General features: G+C 47.8%; 18 protein-coding genes. 9 read left to right on the top strand and 9 right to left on the bottom strand.

The genetic code is table 11. From position 1 onward, the window contains the following. Positions 1-8: 8 nt before the first annotated feature. The 3 genes from folP to rlmE all read right to left on the bottom strand — a co-directional run bounded on the left by folP (position 9) and on the right by rlmE (position 3582). On the bottom strand, positions 9-857 hold the full coding sequence (gene folP, locus W04_RS07180) for a dihydropteroate synthase (RefSeq protein ID WP_053910334.1): 849 nt from the start codon (positions 855-857) through the stop codon (positions 9-11). Between the two features lie 96 nt (positions 858-953). Continuing rightward, positions 954-2888 carry an ATP-dependent zinc metalloprotease FtsH gene (gene ftsH / locus W04_RS07175; protein WP_022945705.1) on the bottom strand — a complete coding sequence of 645 codons (1935 nt, stop codon included), beginning with the start codon at positions 2886-2888 and terminating at the stop codon, positions 954-956. A gap of 64 nt (positions 2889-2952) precedes the next feature. Beyond that, on the bottom strand, positions 2953-3582 hold the full coding sequence (rlmE, locus tag W04_RS07170; protein ID WP_053910333.1) for a 23S rRNA (uridine(2552)-2'-O)-methyltransferase RlmE: 630 nt from the start codon (positions 3580-3582) through the stop codon (positions 2953-2955). 89 nt (positions 3583-3671) lie between these two features. Here rlmE and yhbY point away from each other — a divergent pair, with 89 nt between their 5' ends. Then, positions 3672-3968: a ribosome assembly RNA-binding protein YhbY gene (gene yhbY / locus W04_RS07165; RefSeq protein WP_022945707.1), complete on the top strand. Its 297-nt coding sequence runs from the start codon at positions 3672-3674 to the stop codon at positions 3966-3968. A gap of 60 nt (positions 3969-4028) precedes the next feature. On the opposite strand, the gene W04_RS07160 is transcribed toward yhbY, so the two are convergent. Then, positions 4029-5183 carry a serine hydrolase gene (locus W04_RS07160; protein ID WP_026111214.1) on the bottom strand — a complete coding sequence of 385 codons (1155 nt, stop codon included), beginning with the start codon at positions 5181-5183 and terminating at the stop codon, positions 4029-4031. Positions 5184-5294: 111 nt separating this feature from the next. Here W04_RS07160 and W04_RS07155 point away from each other — a divergent pair, with 111 nt between their 5' ends. The 6 genes from W04_RS07155 to W04_RS07130 all read left to right on the top strand — a co-directional run bounded on the left by W04_RS07155 (position 5295) and on the right by W04_RS07130 (position 11022). Further along, complete coding sequence (locus W04_RS07155; protein WP_052698096.1) at positions 5295-6149, top strand: hypothetical protein; 855 nt, start codon at positions 5295-5297, stop codon at positions 6147-6149. A gap of 101 nt (positions 6150-6250) precedes the next feature. Then, on the top strand, positions 6251-7081 hold the full coding sequence (locus tag W04_RS07150) for a MipA/OmpV family protein (protein ID WP_053910332.1): 831 nt from the start codon (positions 6251-6253) through the stop codon (positions 7079-7081). Next, a complete protein-coding gene (locus W04_RS07145; RefSeq protein ID WP_082342170.1) occupies positions 7071-7466 on the top strand; it encodes a DUF3019 domain-containing protein in 396 nt (131 codons plus the stop codon). Before W04_RS07150 ends, W04_RS07145 begins: the two co-directional genes overlap by 11 nt. Continuing rightward, positions 7467-8174, top strand: a complete 708-nt coding sequence (locus tag W04_RS07140; RefSeq protein WP_053910331.1) for a response regulator — start codon at positions 7467-7469, stop codon at positions 8172-8174. A 19-nt stretch (positions 8175-8193) separates the two neighbouring features. Next, entirely contained in the window at positions 8194-9462 is a 1269-nt protein-coding gene (locus tag W04_RS07135) for an ATP-binding protein (protein ID WP_053910330.1), read from the top strand. A gap of 210 nt (positions 9463-9672) precedes the next feature. Continuing rightward, positions 9673-11022, top strand: coding sequence for a sodium-dependent transporter (locus tag W04_RS07130; RefSeq protein ID WP_053910329.1), 1350 nt, complete (start codon positions 9673-9675; stop codon positions 11020-11022). A 26-nt stretch (positions 11023-11048) separates the two neighbouring features. Here W04_RS07130 and W04_RS07125 read toward each other — a convergent pair whose 3' ends face one another. From W04_RS07125 to W04_RS07115, 3 genes are all read right to left on the bottom strand, one after another. After that, positions 11049-12023 carry a diguanylate cyclase gene (locus W04_RS07125; RefSeq protein WP_197275948.1) on the bottom strand — a complete coding sequence of 325 codons (975 nt, stop codon included), beginning with the start codon at positions 12021-12023 and terminating at the stop codon, positions 11049-11051. Positions 12024-12159: 136 nt separating this feature from the next. Continuing rightward, positions 12160-12609 carry a GNAT family N-acetyltransferase gene (locus tag W04_RS07120; RefSeq protein ID WP_306341149.1) on the bottom strand — a complete coding sequence of 150 codons (450 nt, stop codon included), beginning with the start codon at positions 12607-12609 and terminating at the stop codon, positions 12160-12162. Positions 12610-12671: 62 nt separating this feature from the next. Next, positions 12672-13415, bottom strand: coding sequence for a sporulation protein (locus W04_RS07115; RefSeq protein ID WP_053910327.1), 744 nt, complete (start codon positions 13413-13415; stop codon positions 12672-12674). A gap of 195 nt (positions 13416-13610) precedes the next feature. On the opposite strand from W04_RS07115, the gene W04_RS07110 reads away from it, so the two are divergent. After that, positions 13611-15185: a cation:proton antiporter family protein gene (locus W04_RS07110; protein ID WP_053910326.1), complete on the top strand. Its 1575-nt coding sequence runs from the start codon at positions 13611-13613 to the stop codon at positions 15183-15185. A 270-nt stretch (positions 15186-15455) separates the two neighbouring features. Next, a complete protein-coding gene (locus tag W04_RS07105) occupies positions 15456-15722 on the top strand; it encodes a hypothetical protein (RefSeq protein WP_022945719.1) in 267 nt (88 codons plus the stop codon). A gap of 76 nt (positions 15723-15798) precedes the next feature. Here W04_RS07105 and W04_RS07100 read toward each other — a convergent pair whose 3' ends face one another. Together W04_RS07100 and W04_RS07095 are read right to left on the bottom strand one after the other, a co-directional pair. Beyond that, the gene (locus tag W04_RS07100) at positions 15799-16779 is read right to left on the bottom strand and encodes a sterol desaturase family protein (protein ID WP_053910325.1); all 981 of its coding nucleotides are present in this window, start codon (positions 16777-16779) and stop codon (positions 15799-15801) included. 12 nt (positions 16780-16791) lie between these two features. Then, positions 16792-18996, bottom strand: a complete 2205-nt coding sequence (locus W04_RS07095; RefSeq protein WP_053910324.1) for a TonB-dependent receptor domain-containing protein — start codon at positions 18994-18996, stop codon at positions 16792-16794. Positions 18997-19001 lie beyond the last annotated feature (5 nt).

Below are 19001 nucleotides of genomic sequence, written 5' to 3'. Positions count from 1 at the left end.
GTTTTCTCCTAATCTTGTACTTGCAAAGGGACCTGGGTGGCTTGGAAAACCTTTACAATATCCGTTGTCTCTTGCACATCATGCACGCGCACAATGCGCGCGCCCTTTTGCATACAGATTAATGCGCCCGCTAAGCTTGCGCTGAGACGCTGATCTGCATCTCGATTTAATAATTTTCCGAACATTGATTTGCGCGATAGGCCAGTGAGTACTGGGTATCCTAGTTGCTGTAATTGCTCAAGCTCACTCAACAATTGATAGTTATGTTGCAGTGATTTACCAAAGCCAAAGCCGGGGTCGATAATAATGTTCGTTTTACTTATTCCAGCTTCGATACATTGCCGCGCTCGCTCATGTAAAAACGTGCCCACCTCTTTGGTGACATCATTGTAATCAGGGGCATTTTGCATTGAGCGTGGTTGCCCGCGCATGTGCATAATGCACACAGGAACCTGAGCGCTGGCTGCTGCGCTGAGTGCCCCTGGTTCTTGCAGCGCGCGCACATCGTTGATGATATCTGCACCAGCCTGAACCGCCGCTGTCATCACGCCGGCCTTACTGGTATCAATGGAAATGACGCAATCACTGCGCTCGCGAATGGCGTTAATCACTGGGACCACCCGCTGCAACTCTTCTTGTTCAGCGACATCGTCTGCGCCTGGGCGTGTTGACTCGCCGCCCACATCAATAATAGTGGCGCCCTGCTCTAACATCGTTAGGGCACGTTTGACAGCGTTGTCTAGGGTATTGTGTTGGCCGCCATCGGAGAAGGAGTCCGGTGTGACATTTAAAATCCCCATGACTTGGGGAGTACTGAGATCCAAATAACGATCTCGAGGAAGTGTTAACCTTTTCATTACTTACTCTGTCTATGAAGGTCTTCCAAGTACCGGTTAATCAATGGCTAACTTGGGGAAAGGAAAAGCCCCAAACTGTGTTGGGGCTATTGGTTTTTACTCTTTGTCGTCAGAGTTCGGCTTATCGACGTTATTATCGTCTTGCGCCGTTGCTTCATCGGCCAGCTCACCTTGCGATTTAGCTTTGGCATCTGCTGGAGGCTTCTGGTCGTGGGCATCACGTGGTGGACGCACCTCACGACGCTCCATCAAATCATCGATTTGCAGCGCGTCAATGGTCTCATATTTCATCAATGCGTCTTTCATGGCATGCAGGATATCAATGTTATCACGCAAGATTTGCTCTGCACGCTCGTAGTTTCTATCTGAGATATCACGGACTTCTGAATCAATCAGTTTGGCTGTGTCATCAGACATGCTGGCACTGCGTGATGAGCCTCGGCCCATAAACACTTCGCCTTCTTCTTCAGCGTACAGTAGCGGGCCCATTTTCGCGCTTAAGCCCCACTGGGTCACCATCTTACGGGCAATTTCAGTGGCACGCTCAATGTCGTTACTAGCACCCGTTGTCACTTTCTCATCGCCATAAATAATGGCTTCAGCAATACGGCCGCCGTACAAGCTAGAAATCATTGATTCCAAGTGCTCTTTTGAGTGGCTCACTCGGTCTTGCTCTGGCAAGTACATGGTGACACCCAAGGCACGGCCACGAGGAATAATTGACACTTTGTACACTGGGTCGTGCTCTGGCACGATACGCCCAACAATAGCGTGACCGGCTTCGTGATACGCGGTCATCTCTTTTTCTTCCTCAGACATCACCATTGATTTGCGCTCTGCGCCCATCATGATTTTATCTTTGGCGGCATCAAATTCAGCCATGCTGACAACACGCTTGTTACCACGAGCAGCGAATAGTGCGGCTTCGTTCACAAGGTTGGCTAAGTCAGCACCAGAGAAACCAGGCGTTCCTCGAGCAATAACCGAGGCTTCTACATTATCGGCCAATGGCACTTTTCGCATGTGCACTTTTAGGATCTGCTCACGACCGCGAATATCTGGTAAACCAACGACCACCTGACGGTCGAAGCGACCTGGGCGAAGTAATGCAGGGTCCAGTACATCCGGACGGTTGGTTGCAGCGATAACGATAATACCTTCGTTGCCTTCAAAACCATCCATCTCTACCAGCATTTGGTTCAAGGTTTGCTCACGTTCATCGTGACCACCACCCATACCAGCACCCCGTTGGCGACCTACGGCGTCAATCTCATCAATAAAGATGATGCAAGGAGCGGCTTTTTTCGCTTGCTCAAACATGTCGCGCACCCGGGATGCACCAACGCCCACGAACATCTCAACGAAGTCAGAACCTGAAATTGTAAAAAACGGCACTTTCGCTTCACCAGCAACAGCTTTAGCGAGCAAGGTTTTACCTGTACCAGGAGGGCCAACCATGAGTACGCCCTTAGGAATACTGCCGCCCAATTTTTGGAACTTGGATGGGTCGCGCAAGAAATCCACTAGCTCAGTGACGTCCTCTTTGGCTTCATCGCAACCAGCAACGTCAGCGAAAGTAGTCTTCACCTGATCTTCACTCATTAAACGAGCCTTACTTTTGCCAAAGGACATCGCGCCTTTGCCGCCACCACCTTGCATTTGTCGCATGAAGAATATCCATACGCCAATAAGCAGTAACATTGGGAACCAGGAAATGAAAATGCTTGCCAGTAAGGACTGTTCTTCAGGTTGAACACCTTTTACGTTGACATCATTTTTGAGTAAGTCATTGATAAGGTCTTCGTCATACATAGGCATGGTTGTTTGAAAACGCTCACCACTGGTTTTAACTCCAGTGATTGCGCCTGTTCCACGGTCTATCACGACTTCGCGCAACGAACCGCTGCGTACATCCTTGACGAATTGTGTGTAACTCGTTTGCCTGTCTAAATTGTCGGAGCCGTTAAAGCTTTGAAAAACCGACATCAAAACAACGGCAATAACCAGCCATAGTATTAAATTCTTTGCCATATCACTCAAGGTGTTAACCTCTTGTATCCAAATTAATTAAATTCAACTTTTCCCGACAACTGTACTACAGTTTGTAGCCCGTAGCTACTACATATACCTCACGGGAACGTGGGCGCGACGCATCGGGTTTACGTATTTTTACAGTGCGAAAGCTGTCACGAACGTCTTTTACAAACTGATCAAAGCCCTCGCCTTGAAACACTTTAACCGCAAAGGCACCGTTTTTCTTTAGCACTTGGTGGCACATATCCAGTGCCAACTCTACCAGATACATGCTTCCCGCTTGGTCGGTACTCATATTACCGCTCATATTCGGGGCCATATCCGAGAACACCACATCGACGTTCTGCCCATCTATACGCTCGAGCAACGCATTTAGCACAGCCTCTTCGCGAAAATCGCCTTGTAAAAAGTCGACCCCAGCCAAAGAGTCCATCGGCAGGATATCACAGGCGATAACCTGACCCTTGTCGCCTACCTTCTGCGCCAAGTACTGTGACCAACTTCCTGGGGCCGCGCCTAAATCGACGACTGCCATGCCGGGTTTAAGTAATTTGTCTTTGTTTTGGATTTCATCAAGTTTGAAAACCGCGCGCGACCGCCATCCTTGCTTTTGCGCTTCATGCACATAATGGTCGTCGAAATGCTCTTTCAACCATCGCTGGGAGCTCGCCGAGTGCTTCTTATTCGCCATAAATTAACACGCAACTAAAATAGTAATATCTGCTAGATGGCGTTAGAATACCGATAATTCAAGCTCGAATCAGCAAAATTTGAAAATCTATGAAACTATCGAATAAACAGAAGCAATACCTAAAAAGCCTCGCACACCCACTTAAGCCAGTGGTTTTGTTGGGTGCTAACGGCCTGACCGAAGGGGTGATTGCCGAAATCGACAGTGCTTTGGACATCCATGAGCTCATTAAGGTCAGAGTGCCAACCAGTGATAGAGAAACTAAAGCACTTATTTTTGATGCCATCATCCGTGAAACGGGTGCCTACAAAGTGCAAAGCATTGGTCATATTTTAACTATTTATCGCCAAAGCGAAGAGCGTAAGATTCAGCTACCTCGCGGGTAGTCACGAACGCTTATAAAAAAGGTCGGCTCATGCCGACCTTTTTTATTTCAACGCCCACTTTTATGCCGGTTGTGACATCGCCAGCAACTGATCAAGAAATTGCGTGGTCAACTCGTTAATTAAACCTGTTTCGGCATTAAGCAGCAGACTAAAACCCACATTTAAACGGGGGATCACCACAATATCGGTGCGATAGCCCTGCACCCAACCACTGTGATAAAAGATGGTCTCATCATCATAATCATAGATACGCCAACCCAGGCCATAATGTGCCTCATTTACATGTTTTCGCCACACGCGACGATAGCGCTCCTTTTTGGTCACCGTGTAAGGACGCACTTGTGCCTGTAACGCCTCAGGCGGCAGCACACTGGGGTACATGCCAAGCTGTGCTTTAAGCCACTGCACCATGTCTGCGGCGCTGGCATTGACGCCTGCCGCTGGGGAGACCTTGTAGTAATTTTTCTTTAACCGCGCCGTATGCCAACGTTTTCGCCCGCGCACATGGGGGTAAGCAAAGTTTTCATCCCGCACCATCCCCTCATAACCAATACTGGCATGGCGCATACGTAACGGTTTAAATATAAACTCTTGCATCCATGTTTCGTATTCTAAGCCGCTGGCATTACGAATCACATCACCGACCATAGCAAACATCACATTTTGATATCCGTAGCACTGCCCTGGTGTGCATAATGGCTCAACTTTCAATAACTTTGACACGATATCCGGATAGTCCATGCGTGACTCAATGAGGTTATCATAGGCGTTAGGCACTAACCCGCTGGAGTGACTTAATAGATGAGCGACTTTTAAATTGTCCCTATAAACGGTATCATTGAACGCGGGTAAATATTTTTGCACCGGTGCATCTAGATTGAGTACACCTTGCGCCGCCAGCTTAGCAGCTAACGAACCGGTAAATGTTTTTGAGACCGAGGCAAGTCGAAAACGGGTATTTACGTCCACTTGTCGGCCTTTTCTTATTTTTGTTTTACCAAATCCTAAGGCGATGGAAGGAAAGTCAGGGTGAACAATAGAAAGCGCGGCCCCGGGCACTTTTTTTTGCTCCAGTTGACGTTCTAAGCTCGCCACATAATTATCAACAAACCGGTGCCATTGTTTAGCATCGGTTGCCTCGGTGAACGGTGGCTGTTGTTCAGCATAAGAAAATGCACTAAACGCAGCAACAAAGAGAATAACTAAGAACTTCATTTTCATTATTATAGTTATGGCAATGCTGAATCATAATCGCAGAATAATATCATGAAGTTTACAGTAAACTCACGTACAATGCTGCGGTTCAACTTGCTGGGATATGAGTGAATGAGTGTAATTGAGAGTTATGGCACTATGAACAAGCATTTATTAGTAACTGCCTTTAGCGCGTCAGTGCTATTGGCCAGTGGTTGCACCACTATGGAAACGACCTTGGCACCGGTCCCTGAAAAAGTACGGATGCCAATTAAACCAAGCCTAAGTGAGCGCACCTACATACTCGAGTATCAATACGCGCACCAAGCGCCGCGTGTGAAATCAGTGCAATTGCCCGCACACCCTATTACACGAGGCCAAAGTGTGGTCATCGAAAGTGAGCAGGTGGCATTAACTGAGCGCCTGCGCAATCGCCTAGTGGCTATTTTAAATGATAAGCAACTAACGGTGATCAGTGACCGCAAGCAAGCCGATTATGTATTAAGCATAAACCAGCTAGATATCAGTGAAACCGAAAGTATCGAATATCAACTTGCTAACGCCACTGTGTTTGGCGAAAGTGATTTGGCGCAGCAGTTTACCACCAAACAGTGCAGCAATATTCTTGGCTCTGTGAGCATGAAGCTTTCCCATCAAAGCTCTCAAGATGTTGTATGGTTTGCTAAGTCGTCAATAGACACCGCTAGCTTCCAACGTAACCCCCTGCGCTATAAGCTGGTAATGTCTGATCACATAGAAAACCTTGAGCAAGTGCAACAGTTTGTAAATACTCACAATGCACCCGATGCGATGCAAAAACGAGGGGCTCAGCCAGCACCGCAAGCACCTCAATACATAGTACGCACTAAAAGTTCGGGCTTAAGTAAAATAGCAGGAGCCTGTGAGCAAGCTGAAGTCAGTGCTTTAGTCCCTGATTTACATTACTATTTAAGTGGTATTTTGCTAGAGAAGATCAACGTAAACTAGTCCCCTTTGGTCACGCATGGCGGCTTGCTGCCATGCTACATTTTCTTACAGACTTGGCCGCTGGAGATCGGTACACTGGAAAATAAAAAATCATTACCACTATGCGCGCCTTAATCTCCCTCATTATTTTACTTGTTAGTTTTGCTGTCTCTGCGAGTAACCGCTATTACTCAGATAATCGTCTTGAACCACAACAGGGTTTTAACTGGGACTGGAGCGTAGGTCTGGGCTACTACGTCGAGGACTCGTACCTTGTCGGTTTGGACTCTTACGATGATGGCCTTGAACCCAATATTAACTTAGTGCTCAGCTACGATAAGTTTTACCTCGACGTCGACAATAGCCAACTCAGTGGTGGCATGGTCATTGGCTATTCACTCATCGATAAATATGACTGGGGCTTGGATATTCTTGGCACCAATGTGCAATCCGGTTTTGATGAAACAGGCTTAAAGTTATACGACCGAGATGTGATAGATGCCCTCGCGGGTATCGACCGACGTCACTATGATTTTGATATGGGTATTAGGCTATCGCGGCGCTTGGAGAGCAGCCAATTATCTTTTGAGTTACTTCATGATGTCACTGATACCCACAACGACTGGGTATTTACCACGTTTCTATCGAGCATTCAGCAATATCGCAACTGGGAGTTTCGAGGTGGTCTAGGATTTAATGTGTATGGTCGTGAGTTTAGCGATTATTACTTTGGTATCGATGAGCATGAAAGCACCGAAACTCGACCGTATTATAAGCCAGATATCGCATACGCGGTAATGCTAGAGCTCCATGCTGAGCACCCACTATCACAGAATTGGGTATTCCTTGCAGGCTGGTTATCAACCTATTTCTCGGGTGAGATCAGTGACAGCCCTATCATTTCTCAATCTTATCAGCATAAAGCCAAGGTAGGCGTGCGTTATGTGTTTTAGATTAGCCCTCGCCCTCATCGGCACAACCGTGTTCCCGAGTGCGCCCTTAGCACAGCAAACAACGCCGCCAACGCACGCTTTATTGGCAACGCCCAATACCTGTGTAGCACTGCGTCAGGGCCGCACCTGTTATTCTGATATCGAGTTGCAATGGCAAGTGGCCAATGACGCAGCTTACTGCATCCGTGAACAAACTAAGCAGCAACCTCTGCATTGCTGGCAAGGACAACGTCAAGGCTATATTATTGTCGATTTTGCCAGCCCTAAAGCCGTGCGCTTCGAACTCTTTCCAAGAGCATCAGGCGAGACCATTGCTGACACCGAAGTGCGAGTGCAGTGGGTTTACACCAATGGACAGAAAAAACGTCGCTGGAGATTATTTTAGATGCAGCAATCACCCCATATTCTTGTTGTTGAAGACGACCTTTCTCTTAGCGAGTGGATGCAAGACTTCCTAAGCCAAAATGGCTACCAGGTCGGCTGCTGTGGTAACGGCAAGGAAGTAGAAGGCTATGTACAAAGTCATCATCCTGATTTGGTGTTACTCGATGTCATGCTTCCAGGAATGGATGGCATAAGTGTCTGTACACGCTTACGGCAATTTTATCAGCAGCCGATTATTATGTTGACTGCGCGCGATGATGAATTAGATGAAGTCATCGGCCTTGAGGTGGGTGCTAGCGACTATATCGCCAAGCCGGTACGCCCTCGAGTTCTGCTGGCTCGCATTAAAGCGGCGTTACGCCCTGGCAGCGACGAGCAACCGCCCAAAAAAGAACGCGAGAGCATTCAAATGGGCGGTCTGAGAATCGATACTGAAGCGCGACGCGTCAGTTTTAACAATAACGAGGTGGCACTGTCGAATGCCGAATTTGCCTTGCTCTGTTACCTTGCCCAGCATGCCGGTGAAGTGGTAGACAGAGATTCCGTGTTTCGTGCCGTTAAGGGACGAGAATACGATGGCCTTGACCGCAGTATTGATGTGGTGGTCTCGGCGCTGCGCAAACACTTTAATGACAATGGCAACAAGCCGCAGCGCATTAAAACCATATGGGGCAAAGGGTACTTGTTAGTGAAGGATGCATGGAGTTAGCTCCTAATCGTGCGTTTATATGAAAAAACTGTACTTATCTTTGTTGTGCACAGCGTTAATTTCTGTGGTGTTGCTAAGCTGGCTTATCGACAGCTTCGCTAGTGGCCCAACGCAACAGGATGACTTCACACAACAACGGCAAGTGCTTGCAGGGATGGTCTCTTACCTGAGTGAGTACGAGGCGAAAAATCAGCAGCAAGGATTGGATGCGCTAAACCAACACTTCAAACTCGATATCGGTCTTGAGAATAACGCCACGTTAGCCCTTCCCCCTTCTTTAATCACCCAGCTGTATAGTAATTCCGGACTAGTACTTGCCGATAACCAGGGCCTTTATTTAGTGCGCGCTGCCGACAGCTTGAATGGGAAGCACCTCACCATGCGCCTACCCAAACCCAAAGCGGCAGATCATGACTTGCTACTCACGGTGTTATTCTACACCGGGGTCAGTTTGTGTATGTGGCTCCCTCTTATCCCCCTCACCCGCCGTATTAGTGTGCTCTCTAATGTAACCCAGCAGTTTGCTGACGGTCATTTAGAAAAACGTATTAGCGCCAGCCGCTGGAGCTATACCACACAATTAGAGCGACGCTTCAATGCCATGGCGGAGCAAATTAATGCGCTACTGGATGAGAATAAACTGATGGCGTCGAGCCTCTCTCATGACATTCGTACACCCATTGCCTGCCTGCGCTTTGGCTTGGATGCGGCAATTGAAAGTGACGACCAGGGCGCGCAACAGCGCTACCTCCAGCGTATGGAAAAAGATTTAGACACCATGGAGTCGATGCTAAACAGCTACCTGAGCTACGCGGCTCTGCAACAGCAAACTCAACAATTAACCTATAGCCAAACAAGCGCGTCGCTCTACTTGCACGATATTTGCGAGCAATTACAAGCGCAAGCGAAGGCCAATGGGCAACATATTGAGGTACGCTGCTCAAATGCATTAAAAATAAACGCCGACCTGCACTGGCTAGCGCGAGCATTGATTAATATTTTGGGTAATGCTCTTCGCTATGCACGCCAATCAGTAACCGTCTGTGCAGATATTGACGGTCACTTTCTAGCGATTACGATTGAGGATGATGGCCCCGGGATCCCTCAGGCAGAACGTGCAGCAATATTAAAACCTTTCTATCAAAGTGCCAAACACCGCTCTGCGCAGGGTTATGGATTAGGCTTGGCCATATGTCAAAAAGTCATGGTCTGGCATCACGGCTACTTAGTAGTGAGTGAATCAAATTCTTTAGGCGGGGCAAAATTCACCCTTAAATTACCTCTGTAACCTTCAATTTACATCCCCTACACTGAATCACACTTGGTCGCAAATAAGCTCAAACAGCGAGATTACGGCCCTTTATGATGGGCGACCTTTTTTCTATGTACAGCGCGCTTTACCCTGCTATACGGGCAATAAATGCCCCCGTGAGCTTTTTATTTCATGGAAATTACAGTAGATTGGGAGCGCCGTTCACCTACAGAGAAATATAATAATATGAGTGCGTCGCGTGGGGAGTTTAGCTCCCGTTTTGGTTTTATAATGGCCGCTGCTGGCTCAGCGGTCGGACTCGGTAATATTTGGGGCTTCCCCACCCAAACAGCCTCCAATGGCGGGGCTGCTTTTGTATTGGCTTATTTAGTATTGGCGTTTTGCTTAGCCTATCCCGCACTGATGGCGGAATTGGTCGTTGGTCGCTATGGTCAGGCCAATGCGGTGGCGTCGCTTAAGAAGGTGTCGAACCATCGCTGGCAACACCCCTTAGCCTTTATTGTTGGCTTTGGCGGCATCATTTGTGCGGGGTTAATTTTAAGCTTTTACGCCATAGTGGCGGGTTGGATGATCAGCTTCACTGCTGAGCCGGTAGCGCAACTAGCCGGGCAGAGCGAGGCTGCCAATTGGCTAACTAGCCAGTCACAGTCACGCAACTTACTCTTTGCAGGCGGCTTTATTCTCCTGACCGTGATGATCATTAGTAAGGGCGTTGAAAATGGCATTGAAAAGTGGTCGAAACGATTGATGCCAGCGTTACTGGCGATTTTATTCGCTCTGATCGCCTACGTAATGAGCCAAGAAGGCGCTACACAAGGATTAAAGAACTACTTGCTGCCTGACTTCTCTGCGCTATTTGAACCGGCGCTGTTAGTCAGTGCTTTAGGCCAAGCATTCTTCTCGCTGTCGTTGGGCACCAGTGTGATGATCATTTATGGCTCGTATATTTCTAAAAGCGAAAACCTCGTTACCCTAGGTGCATCGGTTACCTTAATTGACGTGTTTATAGCCTTTGTTGCTGGCCTTTTGATAATCCCAGCGATGTACGTAGCACAAGCCCAAGGTGTTGAAATATTTGATGCCTCTGGCAAGTTACTTTCTGAAGACACGCTGGTCTTTCAAGTGTTACCGGCACTTTTTGACTCCATGGGAAGTGCGGGGCTGTATGTGGGTTTTGCCTTTTTCGCCTTGATGAGTATCGCCGCGCTAACCTCGTCTATTTCCATGCTTGAAGCACCTGTGTCTTATACCGTTGAGAAGTTTGGCCTTAACCGCCGCCCAGCAACCTGGGTGATCGGCGTACTGATTTGTTTGGTGAGCTTCACCATCATTTTCAACTTTGAGCAACTATTTGGCTTCGTGATTGCGCTAACAACGCGCTTCGGACAGCCCCTACTTGGACTTATGTGTTGTGTTTTTGTGGGATGGATTTGGCATCGAGCCTCACTGCTCAAAGAAATTCAGTCTGGTTGCCCTGAGGCAGCGAATAGCTGGTTCTGGAAAATCTGGCCTTGGTATATCAAGTTCGTTTGCCCCATTTGTATTTCCTTGGTATTCATCAACTCGCTGCGCTAACAGCCTAGCTAGTCAGCCGCATTGATTTACTGCGGCTGACTCCCCTGCTCAACAGTACATATCGCTTTATTTCGTCCTTGTGCTTTTGCTTGGTATAGGTTTTCATCTGCTTGTTTAATCATGCTGCGCCAGTCCTCAGGTGCAAATCCACAAGTGATCCCGCCAACAGAGACACTAATACGGTGATAGTCCGAGTGTTTATGAGGTAAGGCTAACGCCCTGACACCGGCGAGCACCCGCTCTGCGATAAGTTGTGCTCCGCTTGCATCGGTATGCGGCAAAATAACCGCGAACTCCTCCCCTCCTAAGCGGGTTACAAAGTCTGTCGAGCGCATTAAGCTGCGCGTGAGTACTTCAGCGATCTGTACCAACGCCGCATCCCCGGCGAGGTGGCCGTAGCTGTCGTTGTACTTTTTGAACCAATCCACATCAATCAGCAAGGCCGATATTTCCGGTGTTTCATGGCGACTGGATAATTGCAGCATGGTGGACTCAAGGTAGCGGCGATTAAACACTTTTGTGAGTGAATCAACCATGGCCGCTTCTTTGTATTCATCGAGCATTTTCTTGTATTTTAAATGGTGCATTACTCGCTTGTACAAGGTCGTTAAGCTGTAGGGCTTACGCACAAAGTCACTGCACCCAGCATCCCAAAAATCAACTTCGCGCTGGGCATGCTCCTCACTGCTGACCATTAATACCGGAATATCATCAAAACGGCTGTGCTCTCGAATTCGCTGACATAAAACAATACCGTCCATGCCTTGCAAACTAAATTCGGTGATCACAATATGCGGGGCAATGTCCATAATAAGTCGCAGCGCAGCTTCACCATCACGGCAGCGCTTAACATTGAAATGAGGGGATAGCACCTCCCGCAGTAAATCAAAGTCGGCATCATTGTCTTCGACTATTAAGACAGTGCTATCGTCGATAGCTTCTCTTAGGTGTTCTTCGACCTCTTCAGTATCCGGTTCCATCGGGGTGTTTGTTGCACTCAAATCGCCCTCCATTGAGTCACTGACGTTGTAATACCCAGCCGGTGGCTTATCATCTGCTAGTTACTTTTATTCCCTAAAGGTAGGTGATATGAGCCATTAAGCAACTTTAGCGGGCGCTACCTAAAAGTGGCGGGGGTTAGCGCTTATACAAATACATATCCTGATGCTCAATGCCGTCTTCCAGATAAGGCGACCCACGCGTAACAAACCCTAATTGCTGATAAAAGCCAAGTAAATAGGTCTGCGCACTTAACATCACCGGACGTTCACTAAAAAACTGCTCACACACGCCTAGAGCATGCTGCATTAAGCGCTGGGCTACCCCTTGTCCTCGTGCATGCGGCAGCACGAGCACGCGTCCGATAGCGACACTTTCTGACTTGTCGATACAACGCGCATAAGCACACAATTGATTGTTCTGATACCCTAAAATATGTTTGCTATTGGCATCAGTATCGCCATCGTCCAGTTCTGGATAGGGGCAGTTCTGCTCGACGACAAAAACATCAACACGAGCACGCATCAAAGTAAATAATTCGGTGGTTGTCAGCTCATCAAAGCCTTTACATAGCCAGTGTATCGTCATACTTAATATCCCATTAAAAAAGCCCAGCGGTGCTGGGCTTAACGCTTTGTTGTTCTGCTAACTTAGTGAATTAAGCGCTCTAATTGGTCGCAGATCTGTGATAAATTCACATGATCGTGCTCTATGGTCAAATCAATGTACCCGTCGGAGCGAAACGCGCGATCTAGCTCAATTAAAACATGCGTTTTATGTGCTTCGGGGACAAACGATAGCTCAACCTCTTGAATGCCAAACATGCCGCCGCTTTGCGGTCGGTACTCAAGTTCTTGATAGCAGCCCGAGGTAGAATGGAAGCTCGGTGCGCGCAAATAGCCTTTTTCAACATCGGCTTTCATTAACCTAAAGCCCAGCCTATCCATTGCCTGCATACAGGCTTTAACAGCTTCGTTAGGGTAAATATGCAACGGATCGCGATCGCTGGCGTCAATGGCCAAATCGATATTTAAACCTGTCTGAATCCATACATGGGTTTGGTTGTAACCGGCGATAAATTCGGTGATCGGAGTTTCAGAATGCAATCGTGCTTCAAACGGAATACGTTTTTCTTCACCAGGTTGTAAGGTCAGCTTCTCGCCCACACGCCACTTTTCAATAATATGATTCGTAAAGTAGTCGCCATCATCTGACTCTACTTTTACGCGGGTCATCAAGGCCAATTCCAAACCAGAAATATCTTGTTCTACTTCACCCCCTTTTATAATGATTTCGGCATGAAACTTTTGCCCGGGGTGTAAATGCTCAGTTTGTAGTACCGTATCGACTTTCGCGGCACCAATTCCTACAGAGGCCAGGATTTTTTTAAACATCACTTCTCCTGTTAATGAATCCTTTATTGCATCTTAACCACAATTGCGCACCCTTGTCAGTGAAAACTTATGCAAACCATAAAAAAACTTCAATCACGATTAAAGCGAGAGGAAATGGGCCCTGGCATACATAGTATTTTCAATAACTTCTACAATTAGTTACACTGATTACACCTGCACTAAGATAACACTTTTATGGAACTGATCTTTTTTGCCGTTGCCTTTGTTTGTGGTTTTGCCGCCTATCAAGTGAAACTTCCTCCTATGGTCGGCTTTTTGGTAGCCGGATTTGTCTTACATATGGCTGGCTATAAAACCACTGCATTATTGGATCAAATCGCCGCGTTGGGGATCACCCTATTGTTGTTTAGCATAGGCTTGAAGCTCAAAGTATCGAGCCTGATGAAAGTGCAAGTGTGGCTCCCCGCCAGTGCCCACATTATTATTAGTACCGCATTGTTTTGTGGCTTTTTGCTACTGCTCGGGGTGTTCGCCCTGCCCCTCTTTATCGACCTGAACTGGCAAACCGCATTATTGCTTGGCTTTGCGTTTAGTTTCTCCAGTACCGTTTTTGCCGTCAAAGTGCTTGAAGATCGCGGTGAGATGTCGAGCCTCCATGGTAAAATATCTATCGGCATCCTGGTCATGCAAGACATCTTCGCGGTGCTATTTTTAGTAGCCAGTACTGGCAAACTACCCAATTACTGGGCAATTGCCCTGGTGGTGGTGTTGCCACTGATGCGCCCAGTCATGTTTTGGATATTAAACCGCTCCAAGCACGGCGAACTACTGCCCCTGTTTGGCTTCTTTTTCGCACTTGTCGCCGGTTACCAAGCTTTTGAATTTGCAGGCATCAAAGGTGATTTAGGGGCCTTGATCTTAGGAATGATGTTTGCCAGCCACAAAAAAGCGGGGGAACTCGCTAAGTCATTACTGAGCTTTAAAGATATACTCCTGGTTGGTTTTTTCTTAACCATAGGTCTTAATGCCGAGCTTACCGCCAGTGCATTGGTTGCAGCTATCTTGGTGGTCTCTGTGCTGGTCTTTAAAGTCGCGCTTTATTATGTGCTGACTAATGCTGTGCGCCTACGTGCGCGTACTTCCCTATTGAGTGCTTTTACGCTTGCCAACTACAGTGAGTTTGGTCTTATTGTCTGTGCGCTAGCCGCAAGCAGTGGTTGGCTGTCGTCACAATGGCTAGCTGTGGTTGCCACGGCGGTCGCCATTACCTTCGTGATTGCTTCACCGTTAAATGCCAGAGCCAATGATATCTATGTAAAAATAGAGCGTTGGCTACTGCCTTTTGAAAGTGACTCGCGGCTGCCAGAAGAGCTACCTGTGAATCTACACAATACCCGCATCGCTATTTTTGGCATGGGCCGCATAGGCACCGGTGCCTATGAGACTATAGCCCAGAGCTTCCCTCAAGCGGTGGCGGGGATCGATATTAAACCCGAAGTGGTGGCTCGTCATGTCAAGCGCGGGCGTCGAGTGGTCACTGCCGATGCCACCGATCCTGATTTTTGGCAACGATTGAACCATGCGAAGGTGGAAATGGTGATGTTAGCCATGCCCAAGCACAATCAAAATATCTTCGCCTTAGAACAGTTACAAGCTTCGGGCTATGAGGGGCAAGTTACCGCCATTGCAAATTACCCAGATCAGCAAAAAGAGCTCGAGGAATTGGGCGTAAACTCTACTTACAACTTCTACCTTGAGGCCGGTAGTGGTTTCGCTGAGCATGTCAAAGAGAAAATTTCACTTTCTTAAATAATCCCGCTTTTAGGTAAGTGATAACGCGTTTTATTTAGTTATCACTTACTTATCAATTTTGTACCTTGTCACCAAGCTTGGAACGTTCCGAATACAGGTGTGGCGCTATTTACAAAGCTTTACACGGTTGTTGGTAATAACCGCAAAAAAAGGAGTAAACTAGGTCTATACAGTGATGTAAGTCACTATTTTTAACACAGAATTTAGCAAAGGCAACCAGATTACATTCGTTAATATGCAATTGCCGATGTGTGTAGGAGGTTGATTATGACCATCGACAATAAGCAAGCAACGCACAGCAAACTTGATAAGCAGCAAATGCGTGAATTGCAGTCGCAGCTCGACGATATCCAAGACTCAGGTGTGACCCCGGAATTTTTACGTTACGTACTATTCCAAAAAATGCTCGATGTCTATCAAGTGCCAAAAGATCATGCCCTGCGCGGTGACAGCACCCCAGAGCGCTTAGACGACCCGGCCTTGATCAATCATCTACATCAGTTAGGTTTTGCCAAGCGCAGCGCCTACCACTAACTACTTTCTGAGGGCCTACTCCCTCATTTAATAGGCTGGCAATGCCCGTCGCCAGCCTATTCCTCTACCTTACCTTTTATGCTACTGGCTTTTTCAAAGCATCCGCTTTACGCTTAGGTTTTAGACTTGCGAAAGAATCGCGCACCGGCTTGGTGTAAATAGCCCAGATAGAATCATGCCCGGCATCGTATTGACCCACCCCGACACTGATCTTGCCCACTTCATCGGCACGAATGAGGGTACCAAATAACCGGTCCCATATGGCTAAGGCAGACCCTAGGTTAGTGTCGAAATGCTGCGGATTGTCGCTGTGATGAATCTGATGTTGCGCAGGACTAATCAACCATTTTTCAACATGGCGCCCCCAACTCAGCCACACATGCGAATGCCGCAAGTTTGACCCCATGGCATTAAAAGCGAACACAAAAATGTTAGCACCGAGAATATCCACCATGGATAACTTAGTCCCGAATAAGTAGTAGCATACACCGACCACCATCCCTTGTGAGAGCGCCATACGGCAGGCATAAAGGTAACTCTCTAGCGGGTGAGAGCGATAAATGGTGAAAGGGGTCAGCACTTTAGCAGAATGGTGTACCTTGTGGTAATGCCACAAAAAAGGCACCTTGTGTAGTGCGTAATGCAGTAAAAACCGTGAAAAGTCATCGGCTAAAAACAGCAATACGGTAAAAATGATGACCACGCTGGTTTCACTCAACGGCATCGGCGCTCGCAAACCAAACGCGCCCTCTAATAACTCCGTTGTGGCCAGCGCCACTGGCACCATGGTCAAGATAATAGGCGTAAACAACAGTGCCTTAAGCACACGGTTGTAAATCCATAACTGATAGTCTTGGCGGGCACTGGGTGCCCACCAGATTTTTTTGGCAAACACATAGCGAAAAAAGCCACGTGTTGATTTCTTGCTCTTACGCAAGCCATAAGCAAGCGCAGCTAAGATAAGGGCCATGATGCTGTAACCAATAAAAATACGCTTATTAGCGTCAAACAGATAATCCGGCGTTTGCGCAATGCTTTGCCAAATAGTCTCTAGCATGGCCCGACCCTCTTAGAACTGGTATTTATAACCAAGCGACAGCGTCCGTGGTTTACCCGGTCGCGCCCCATAAGGGCGACGGCTGACGATGTTGTCTTGGTCAAACAGGTTATCTACCTTGGCATACACGCGGCCATATTGGCCAAGCTCATAATGAGCCGCGATATCAACCACCGTCGTTGCCGGCACTTCTTGACCCGCTAAGGCGACATCAAAGCCCTCGTAACCGACGCCCGCTGTTTCTGGCATATCGCTGACATACTTAATGAGCATATCAACCGCCCAACCTTTATGTGCCAACCCGATACTGAGCGTCGCTTGGTGCGTTGGCAAATAAGGCAGCCTATCGCCAGGGCGAATGTAACCCCACTGCACAAATTCAGAGAACAACGCTTGTTTGAACTCACTTTGCGTATAGGTATAAGTCAAACTCATAGGAATATCGAGTTGCAGATTTAACGGATAGGTCTGAGCTATTTGCGACTCGACTCCCCACACATCGACCTCGCCACCGCTGAATTCTTGATCAAGCTGACCTTGGCTGCCGCAATTTGACTGGCCACAGCTTTCAATTAGATTAGCGTAGTCATTGAAAAAGCCGACCATTTCAAATTGGGTGATGCCGTCGTTATAACGACCACCAAATTCATAGTTCACGCTTTTTTCAAACTCGTCTTCGCCATCACGCACTGGCGCTGACGGGCTAGCAGGAACAAAGCCTTGGTGAACACCAAACAGCAAGCCGCTGTTATCATCTAACTGATAAAAGCCGCTGATCCCTGGCAACCATACACGGGTGGTCTTTTGTTGCCAATCATCAGCAAAACCCGACTTATCATTTTGATAGGTCATGTCCATCAACTCGCCGCGCACGCCAACACCTAAGGTTAGCTTATCGATGGTCACCTGATCTTCTATATACACCGACCAGGCATCGGTGCTTTCGGTGTTCTCGGTGGTGAACCGGCGGGTCTCGGCGATGGCAGTATTAACGCCATCAACCATGGCATAGGTGTCTTCATAGTGATTACGCTCAATCTCATCTTGGTGGAAACGAACCCCAAACGAGACTGTGTGCTGCAAGCCAAACAGCGGTACTTGCCAATCACCATCGAGCTGAATGCCTTGTGAGTAGTACTCACGGTCATTGGTGCCCATATTTAAAAAGTAATTGGTTTCACCGGCGAGCACAGAATCGCGCTGGCCACCTAACACCTGATATTGACCAGCAAACTGCTCAGGGTTTGCCAAAATATCAGACAAGCTAGCATTGCTGTTAGACAGGCTATTTAGCTTTAACCAGGCGCGCTCATAATCGTTACGGTAAACCCGGGTTGTTAGGTTTACATCTTCAGCGCTTAGCTGATAGGTAAACATCACTTGCGTATGCTTAGTATCCATTTGTGCCGGCTGAGATGCGGCATAACGGCGATAAGGGTTAGCCTTGTAATCGGCGTCGGTCAGACCTAAATAGGTCTCATCGGAGAGTTCATCGGCGTAAGAAAGCTTGACCTCAAAACGCTGGTCGAAACGCTGGCCATCCAGCTGATAATCCACTTTGACCAGTAAATCGTCTTTATCGAAGCCGGTATCACCGCCGCCATCGAGCTCTTTAAAGCCATCACTTTGTAAGTGCACCCCTTCGACTAAAAAGCCAAGATTGCCTTGGCGGTCGCCATAATAAGCATGGGCTTTTTTGTAGCCATCTCCACCGGCAGATAAATCGACGCCACCAATACGATAATCTGGCACTTGGCGGCTGACCATATTCAGTGTTCCGGCCACAGTTTGTGGGCCATATTTTATCGCTGCAGGCCCTTTAAAGACCTCCACCGCCGTCATCCGCGTGGTTAACGGGAAGTAGTAAGCGGCAGGCGCAGAATAAGGAGCCGGACCAATCAACACCCCGTCTTCTAAAATGGTGATCTTCTTACTACGCTCTGGCGTCACTCCACGAAAGCCGATATTCGGGCGCAAGCCGTAGCCGTCTTCTTCGCGTATGTTGACTCCGGGTACCTGTGATAGCACGCGGTGAATATCGTCAAATTCAAACTCTTCGAGCTGCGCTTCACCTATTAAGGTGGCCGAGCCTGCTTCGGTGCGCAGTTTGTCGTGGTGGCTAATAATCTGTATATGCTCGAGCTCTTTATCAGCAGCAAAAGCATTCAATCCAAATGCCGCAATACTCACGGCTAAGGCAAGTTTACTGTGTTTCATCATGA

It is taken from the genome of Pseudoalteromonas sp. SW0106-04, from assembly GCF_001293805.1.
Lineage (GTDB): Bacteria > Pseudomonadota > Gammaproteobacteria > Enterobacterales > Alteromonadaceae > Pseudoalteromonas > Pseudoalteromonas ruthenica.
Note: the sequence above shows the minus strand (reverse complement) of the source record. Positions and strands in the feature narration are given on the sequence as shown.

Excerpts from the sequence above, each read along its gene's own strand:
- yhbY (WP_022945707.1), top strand. The coding sequence starts at position 3,672 with ATGAAACTATCGAATAAACAGAAGCAATACCTAAAAAGCCTCGCACAC.
- W04_RS07095 (WP_053910324.1), bottom strand. The coding sequence starts at position 18,996 with ATGAAACACAGTAAACTTGCCTTAGCCGTGAGTATTGCGGCATTTGGA.
- W04_RS07115 (WP_053910327.1), bottom strand. The coding sequence starts at position 13,415 with ATGTTTAAAAAAATCCTGGCCTCTGTAGGAATTGGTGCCGCGAAAGTC.
- ftsH (WP_022945705.1), bottom strand. The coding sequence starts at position 2,888 with ATGGCAAAGAATTTAATACTATGGCTGGTTATTGCCGTTGTTTTGATG.
- W04_RS07150 (WP_053910332.1), top strand. The coding sequence starts at position 6,251 with ATGCGCGCCTTAATCTCCCTCATTATTTTACTTGTTAGTTTTGCTGTC.
- W04_RS07130 (WP_053910329.1), top strand. The coding sequence starts at position 9,673 with ATGAGTGCGTCGCGTGGGGAGTTTAGCTCCCGTTTTGGTTTTATAATG.
- W04_RS07100 (WP_053910325.1), bottom strand. The coding sequence starts at position 16,779 with ATGCTAGAGACTATTTGGCAAAGCATTGCGCAAACGCCGGATTATCTG.
- W04_RS07105 (WP_022945719.1), top strand. The coding sequence starts at position 15,456 with ATGACCATCGACAATAAGCAAGCAACGCACAGCAAACTTGATAAGCAG.
- W04_RS07160 (WP_026111214.1), bottom strand. The coding sequence starts at position 5,183 with ATGAAGTTCTTAGTTATTCTCTTTGTTGCTGCGTTTAGTGCATTTTCT.
- W04_RS07155 (WP_052698096.1), top strand. The coding sequence starts at position 5,295 with ATGAGTGTAATTGAGAGTTATGGCACTATGAACAAGCATTTATTAGTA.
- W04_RS07145 (WP_082342170.1), top strand. The coding sequence starts at position 7,071 with ATGTGTTTTAGATTAGCCCTCGCCCTCATCGGCACAACCGTGTTCCCG.
- W04_RS07110 (WP_053910326.1), top strand. The coding sequence starts at position 13,611 with ATGGAACTGATCTTTTTTGCCGTTGCCTTTGTTTGTGGTTTTGCCGCC.
- folP (WP_053910334.1), bottom strand. The coding sequence starts at position 857 with ATGAAAAGGTTAACACTTCCTCGAGATCGTTATTTGGATCTCAGTACT.
- W04_RS07140 (WP_053910331.1), top strand. The coding sequence starts at position 7,467 with ATGCAGCAATCACCCCATATTCTTGTTGTTGAAGACGACCTTTCTCTT.
- W04_RS07135 (WP_053910330.1), top strand. The coding sequence starts at position 8,194 with ATGAAAAAACTGTACTTATCTTTGTTGTGCACAGCGTTAATTTCTGTG.
- W04_RS07120 (WP_306341149.1), bottom strand. The coding sequence starts at position 12,609 with ATGACGATACACTGGCTATGTAAAGGCTTTGATGAGCTGACAACCACC.
- rlmE (WP_053910333.1), bottom strand. The coding sequence starts at position 3,582 with ATGGCGAATAAGAAGCACTCGGCGAGCTCCCAGCGATGGTTGAAAGAG.